This is a genomic window from uncultured Gimesia sp., assembly GCF_937910335.1.
In the GTDB taxonomy this organism is placed as follows: domain Bacteria; phylum Planctomycetota; class Planctomycetia; order Planctomycetales; family Planctomycetaceae; genus Gimesia.
In genome coordinates, this window is record NZ_CALEMX010000153.1 from 1 (window position 1) to 7,233 (window position 7,233).

6 protein-coding genes are annotated in these 7,233 nt (G+C 49.2%); 3 read left to right on the top strand and 3 right to left on the bottom strand.

Features of this window, described 5'->3' with window-relative positions; genetic code table 11:
* The 3 genes from lpdA to Q0668_RS06175 form a co-directional block, all read right to left on the bottom strand.
* A partial coding sequence (gene lpdA, locus Q0668_RS06165) for a dihydrolipoyl dehydrogenase (RefSeq protein WP_298861396.1) occupies positions 1 to 1,365 on the bottom strand: 1,365 nt, incomplete at its 3' end.
* A gap of 62 nt (positions 1,366 to 1,427) precedes the next feature.
* Complete coding sequence (gene odhB / locus Q0668_RS06170; RefSeq protein WP_298861399.1) at positions 1,428 to 2,615, bottom strand: 2-oxoglutarate dehydrogenase complex dihydrolipoyllysine-residue succinyltransferase; 1,188 nt, start codon at positions 2,613 to 2,615, stop codon at positions 1,428 to 1,430.
* Between the two features lie 323 nt (positions 2,616 to 2,938).
* On the bottom strand, positions 2,939 to 3,883 hold the full coding sequence (locus Q0668_RS06175; RefSeq protein ID WP_298861402.1) for an SMP-30/gluconolactonase/LRE family protein: 945 nt from the start codon (positions 3,881 to 3,883) through the stop codon (positions 2,939 to 2,941).
* A gap of 215 nt (positions 3,884 to 4,098) precedes the next feature.
* Here Q0668_RS06175 and Q0668_RS06180 point away from each other — a divergent pair, with 215 nt between their 5' ends.
* From Q0668_RS06180 to Q0668_RS06190, 3 genes are all read left to right on the top strand, one after another.
* Positions 4,099 to 5,280: a M20 family metallopeptidase gene (locus Q0668_RS06180; RefSeq protein ID WP_298861405.1), complete on the top strand. Its 1,182-nt coding sequence runs from the start codon at positions 4,099 to 4,101 to the stop codon at positions 5,278 to 5,280.
* 344 nt (positions 5,281 to 5,624) lie between these two features.
* Positions 5,625 to 5,957 carry a PadR family transcriptional regulator gene (locus tag Q0668_RS06185; protein WP_298861408.1) on the top strand — a complete coding sequence of 111 codons (333 nt, stop codon included), beginning with the start codon at positions 5,625 to 5,627 and terminating at the stop codon, positions 5,955 to 5,957.
* The coding region (locus Q0668_RS06190; RefSeq protein ID WP_298861411.1) for a hypothetical protein at positions 5,944 to 7,233 on the top strand (1,290 nt) is incomplete at its 3' end. The genes Q0668_RS06185 and Q0668_RS06190, both read left to right, overlap by 14 nt.

A 7,233-nucleotide genomic window follows, 5' to 3' on the forward strand; every position in this document is an offset into this window, starting at 1 on the left:
TCGATCAACGGCCAGCGCCGCTTCTTTGACCGCTTCTGCTAGTGTAGGATGTGCATGGCAGCAACGGGCAATGTCTTCGCTGCTCGCTCCAAATTCCATTGCCACGGCACACTCTGCGATTAAATCTCCCGCGCGGGGGCCGATGATGTGCACACCTAAAATACGATCAGTGGCTTTGTCGGCCAGCATTTTGACGCGTCCCTCCGTTTGCCCCATGGCACGTGCACGACCATTGGCGAGGAAGGGGAATGAACCTTTACGGTATTCAATTCCCTCTTCTTTGAGTTGTTCTTCTGTTCTTCCGACTGCGGCAATTTCCGGATTGGTATATGCCACACTGGGAATGGCATCGTAATTGACGTGGCCGTATCCGGTTACGAGACGCTCTGCAAAGGCAACTCCTTCTTCCTCTGCCTTGTGGGCCAGCATGGCGCCGCCAATCACATCACCAATTGCGTAGATGCCTTTGATGGTCGTTTCATAATGGGCATTTACAGGAATGAACCCGCGCTGATCTACTACAATTCCGATGTCGTCGAGGCCGAGCTGATCGGTATTCGGGCGTCTGCCCACCGCCATCAATACGCGGTCGCAGCGAATGGGTTTGCCGTCCGCGATTTCTACATCACAGGTTTTGCGGTTTGTTTTGACGCCCGTTACCCGGCAGCCTAATTGAAATTCGAGTCCCTGTTTTTCGAAGATTTTTTTTGCTTCGTTGGCGATTTCGGTATCGGTGGTGGGCAGAATCCGATCCAGGTATTCCAGGATGGTGACTTTGGCCCCTAGACGGTTCCAGACGGCGCCTAATTCGAGGCCGATCACTCCGCCACCGATGACCACCAGATGTTTGGGAACCTGCTCGTATTTCAAAGCCTCGGTGCTGGAGCCTACTTTATCGCCGTCTAATTCGATACCCGGTAAGGTAGAAGGTTGGCTACCGGTGGCGATCAGAATGTGTTTTGCTTCCAGCTCTGTTGTTTCTTTCCCGTCGTCAACTTTAACTTTACCGGGTGCTGTAATCGTGGCATGGCCTGAGTAGCGTGTGATTTTATTTTTCTTGAACAGGGAGTCGATGCCGCCTCCCATGGTTTTCACGGTTCGGTCTTTCTGGCTGAGCATTTTTGCAAGGTCGAGCGATAAAGAGCCGACGTTAATGCCGCGGTCTTTGAAGCTGTGTTCTGCTTCTTTATAGAGTTCGCTTGATTCGAGCAGCGCTTTGCTGGGAATGCAGCCGACTCGCAGGCAGGTGCCGCCCAGCATGCGTTCTTTTTCGATACAGGCCACATTCAAGCCGAGTTGAGCAGCACGAATGGCGGCAATATAACCACCGGGCCCCGCACCGATAATAACCAGATCGTGGTTCATGTTCTCTTTTTTCCTGAATTGTCAGGAATCCTTTCCGAATCTCAATAATGCGAGTTTGATTCTCAGACTTCCATCAACATGCGTGAAGGTTCTTCGAGGACCTCTTTGACTCGTTTGAGGAAGACGACCGCTTCTCTTCCATCCACAACGCGATGATCATAGGTCAGTGCAAGATACATCATGGGGCGAATCACCACCTGACCGTTGATGGCGACCGGGCGTTCCTGAATGCCATGCATTCCCAACACGCCGCTCTGTGGTGGATTGACGATAGGGGTCGAAAGCAGTGAGCCATAGACGCCACCATTGGTGATGGTGAATGTTCCTCCCTGGAGTTCGTCAAGGCTGATTTTATTAACTCTGGCACGTTGGCCAAAGTCATTGATCTTGAGTTCAATTTCGGCAAAGCTGAGCCGTTCTGCATTTCGTAGAACGGGAACGACGAGCCCTTTTCCGCCGCCGACTGCAATTCCGATATCATAGTAATTGCGGAACACAAGATCGGTGCCCCGGATTTCGGCGTTGATTTGCGGATAGAGATTCAACCCATCCACGACGGCTTTGATAAAGAAGGACATGAAGCCGAGTTTGACATCATATTTTTTCAGGAACAGATCTTTATACTGCTTTCTTAAATCCATGACGGCTGACATATCGACTTCATTGAATGTCGTTAACAGGGCTGCATTTGACTGCGCTTCCACAAGTCGTTCCGCAATTTTTTTACGGATGGGGCTCATGGGAACGATTTCTTCTTCTCGGAAGGCACCGTTGTCTGAAGCGAGGGGCGTCTGGTAGTTGAGTGCATCCTCTTTGAGAATACGACCTCCCGGACCGGAGCCTTTTACATCGGAGGGGCTGAGTCCCTTTTCCGCAAGCACTCTGGCAGCTGCCGGCATCACGTGGTCAGTAGAACCGGCTGAGGATTCTTTTCCTGTGGATGCAGCAGGGGCCGATTCTGCTTTCGCCGGACTTTTCGCGGGTGCCGGTTCTTCAGTACCCGCTGGTCTCTCGGCTTCTTCGAGATATCCGATGACTTCACCGACGGCTGCCGTCTCTCCTGGTTTCTTCAGGATTTCGACAATGATGCCATCGAGGGGTGCGGGTACGTCGAAGGTGGCTTTGTCGGTTTCGAGCTCAACGATTTCACTATCTTGAGCGACCCATTTTCCTTCTGCTGCGTGCCACGCTCCGATTTGGACTTCGGAAATGGATTCGCCCACAGAGGGGACTTTGATTTCAATAGACATCGGGCACAAATCTCCCACCGAGTCATCGGAAAAACGTATAATTTCAGACTGTATCAGGCTATTTTTATATATATTGCGAGCAGCAAAAGGGATTATGACTTCTAGGCAAACCCAGCACAATTCCCGCGTGTAGGGAAGATGATAATCAGAATAAATATTTTGATTATGAAGCGTGTCACAGCTAGATCGTAGCTGATCTGTGCCTTCCCAAAGAAAAACGCTGGTCTATTTATCGGCTTTTCAGCCAGACCAGCGCTCAGAAAATTCTGATTCAGGTATTATCGAAACAGATGTAACAAGTCGTCTCAATACCATTCCCGGAATCAGGATGACTTACCGGGGAATCGATGCCCTTTCGCTTTGGTATCGATGCGGTAAAGCGATTTGCGTGCGGTAATGAACAGGCTCGCGTTATCTTTGCCGCCGAATGTGACATTGGCGGGTTTTTCCGGAACCGAGATGATTCCCAGCAGTTTCCCCTCTGGTGAGTAAACCTGGAGGCCTAAGCCTGTTGTGATATAGAGATTTCCCTTGGTATCTACTGTCAGTCCGTCCCCGCCTCTGCCGGGCTCTTTGTAGCCTGGTTCCTGTTTGAGAGTGCAGAACACGCGTCCTTTTCCAATTTTTCCAGGTGAAGTCACCGGATAGGCCCACATTTCTTTTTGCATACTGGGAATGACGTACAGTGTTTTTTCATCGGGAGACAGAATCACGCCATTGGGGGCTTTGAGGTCATCAGCCAGACGTGTGACTTTTCCGTCAACAGATCGATAGTAAACGGCGACGACTTTTTGTGGGAGTGGCTCGGGTGAGCGGAAATGGGGGTCTGTAAAATAAATACCGCCTGAACGATCAATGACCAGATCATTTGGGGCATTATAGCGTTTGCCCTGGTACTCCGAGGTCAGCGGTGTGACTTTTTTGTTTTTCAGATTGATGCTTACCAGGCGCCCATCCATTTCGCAGGCGAGCAGGCCGTGCTCACCATCCAGCATCAAACCGTTACAATGGTTTGAGGGTTCCAGGAAAACAGAGAGTTTTCCTTTAGAGTTGACCTTGTAAATTTTATTGTCGGGAATGTCGGTGAAATAGAGATTTCCCTTGAGATCGAAGGCGGGACCTTCCGTGAATTTAAAATCAGTAAACAGTTTGACTGGTTTGCCGACAGGGCCGATCCCGGGAATGTCATTTTTTGTTTCGGCTTGAGTCGTGGCGGACATGAACAGGAGAATGACTGTTGTGGCGATCCAGTTCCGAATATTTCGCATGAGAGGCTCCTTGGAGAATGAGGCCAGCTTTAAATGGGGATAGTAATTATCCTCTATTAGAGTCATTCTGAGTGATAAAATTCAACCTTCTGAAGAATCGGAATGCCGTATCAGTAGAAATCAGGCTTCGCATGAGGGACACTTGCTGAGTAAATTATTTTGTGTCTATAACGTGTAAAAGTAAAAAACGAGCTTGATTCGAAGGTTAACTGTCCATGGATGCCGTTCGGCTGCTAAAACAATTGATTTCCATTCCCAGCGTGAATCCTATGGGGCGCGCTGTTACCGGTGATATCTATTTCGAGGGAAAACTGACTCAGTTTTTATGCGACTACTTTGCCGACCTGGGAGTCGAGTATGAGTCGATCGAAGTCGTGCCGGGCCGCAATAATGTGATCGCACGTACTAAACTGAAGCCTGGTGTGCCTACGATTCTGATGGACGTGCATCAGGATACCGTTCCCGCTGAGGGGATGACTGTTCCGGCGTTCGAAGGCACGGAAAAAGATGGAAAGATTTATGGACGCGGTGCCTGTGATGTCAAAGGGGGCATGGCTTCGATGCTGATGGCGTTTACGCGGTTAGTTAAAGACAATCCGCCTGATGCCGCGAATGTGATTCTTTCCTGTACTTGCGATGAAGAAGCGACCGTGCAGGGGATCGAGCATCTTGTTCGATTGTGGGAAGAACCTTCGGGCCTGAGCAAAATTCTGACAGAGCGCCCCGATTTGGGTTTGGTCGCCGAACCAACAATGCTGGATATTGTGGTGGCACATCGGGGAGCGACACGCTGGAAAATTAAAACCACGGGGAAAGCCTGCCACAGCTCTCAGCCGAAAGATGGTATCAATGCCATTTATCGGATGGCGGATGTTCTGCGGGCGCTCCAGGCGTATGCTTATGAATTGACACAAATGGACGCACATCCGTTGTGCGGCCCTCCGACGCTGAGTGTGGGAGTGATTGAAGGGGGCGAAAGCGTCAACGTTGTGCCTGACTTCTGTACAATTGAAATTGATCGACGTGTGATTCCGGGCGAGGATGGAATCGAAGTCATGAATCAGGTCGAGGAATATCTGAAACTGCATCTCCCGTTCGACATCGAAATGCTGCCGCCCTGGATTACGGGCGTTTCACTTTCTGATCATAATAACGGCGAATGGAGTGACCGCCTGTTAACGGTCATTGATACCATTGAACCCGATCATAAAAAAGTAGGTGTCCCCTATGGTACGCATGCAGCGCGTGTGAATCAGGGAGGGGTGCCAGCGATGGTGTTCGGTCCCGGTTCCATCGCGCAGGCACATACGGTTGATGAATGGGTGGAGATCGACCAGTTGTTGAAAGCCGAAGAAGTTTATTATCAGTTCTGTGCCAACGCCGGGCGAGTTGAGTAATAGTCGGTAGTCTGTTGTTTTTTACTACCACGAAAAGCACGAAAGCACACGAAAATATTCTGGCTGGGTAGCTTCAAATGTAATTTGAGGTTGGCGAAGACAACCGGATGTTGCAGTGTGCATGAATGATTTTAGAACCAGAATCCGATTCAAAGAGTCGTTGGGAGCGGACCCATGAGTCCGCACCGTACGCCTTGTCATTTCCTGCTCGCTGCGCTCGGCCCGAATTGCAATTCGGGCTCACCCCTTGTTTTTTATGAAGTTGAAAATTCTTCTTGACAAACTATACCTAGTCAGGCTATATATGGCATGTGTAGTCAATCTATGTATGGGAGTGAAAAGAAATGAATCCTCAATTATTTGCCGGCACGTTGGAAATGCTCATTCTGGAACTGGTTTCTGAAGGGCCTTCTTACGGCTACGAAATTACGCAGCAGGTCACCAACCGCTCTTCGAATGAATTTGAACTGAAAGAGGGTAGTCTGTACCCGGCGTTGCATAAGCTGCAACGTAAAAAACTGTTGAAATCATTCTGGCGTGAAGTGGATGGACGGCGGCGTAAGTATTACGAGCTGACGATTCAGGGTCAGAAAGTCCTTAACGAAAAACGGGAAGAATGGAAGCAATTTTCCTCTGCCATTGACCGTATTTTAGGGGCACAAAGTGGTTTGGCCTGAAGTCAGTATCGAAGATTTTCCACCGGAGCGTGACGATGAGCCTGCGTCGCTGCGGCAGGATATTCTCGATGAGCTGACGGATCACTTTGTCTGTGCCTTGAATCGAGAACTGTTAAAAAATCCCAACGAACAATTGGCACGCCAGTCTGTACTGAATCAGTTTGGCGATCCTGTCAAGGTTGCCCGGCAACTGTGGTTTGACGCAATGAAGGAGAAATTGATGTCGCAACGAATGATGACCGGATTTTCAGCTGTAATGGCTGTTTGTAGTATCGCCGTGGTGGGTATTGCATGGGCGATGATGCAACGGAGCGAACGCGTCAACCAGAAAATGCTGGAACAATTGGCGGTTATGGTGGATCGTCCTCAATCTTTCGCGACGTCGAACGTGGATCAGCAAATTTTGAAACAGTTAGAACAGTTAAACCAGAAGCAGATAGGTCAGGTTAGTTCTACTTCGGAATTATTGAGTCCCATTTCCTTTCAACTGGTACAGGCTGGTGAGGATGCGAAACCGGCTAGTGGATTTACCGGCCTACTTGTCAAGCGGGGAAGCAAGACCGACTCGTTTACCGTAAATGCCATCAGCGATGAAACGGGAAAACTCAATTTTAAAAGGCTTCCCTGGGGACAATATCAATTGACTTTATCGGCCCCCTGGGGAGAGTCCCTGCATACGAGAACTATCTCCACAATCCCGGGACAAGAGTATAACGAGACGATTGTCAGCCCTAGTCAAGAGCCACAAAAAGTTTCTGTCACGTTTAAGATTGACTGGACGGAGCAGCCCAAAGAGGGGCAGGGTTATCTGCTATGTGATTTTAGAAATCGAGTTTCTTCCAGGGAACGAGATTCTTTCACTCTGGTCACCCCGCGCGCGATTCAAGATAAAGTATGGTCTTTCCCTCATGACTTAAAAGATCATCCAGAACAGGGGGTTTATCTGATTGATTTGAAAACCAATCAGTTGATTTCCTGCCCGTTGAATGCGGAAGGGATGTTTATCGATCTGGATTCGCAGAAACTGAAAGAGCAGACGTCCGTCAAGATGTACGAAGGCAGATACATGGATCCCAGTCTGTATTATTTACAGAAACAAGATCTGTCACAGCTATCCAAGTTAAATAAGATGGAATACTTCGGATTTCTCAGATTCAGTGATTCGCACCCGGTAAGAATAGATGCCACCAGAAATGCAGGCCCTGGAATGTTTGTTACCCCTTTTAACCGATATTTCCCATTTGGGTTGAGCCAGGAATCGATCCAGGCTCGAATC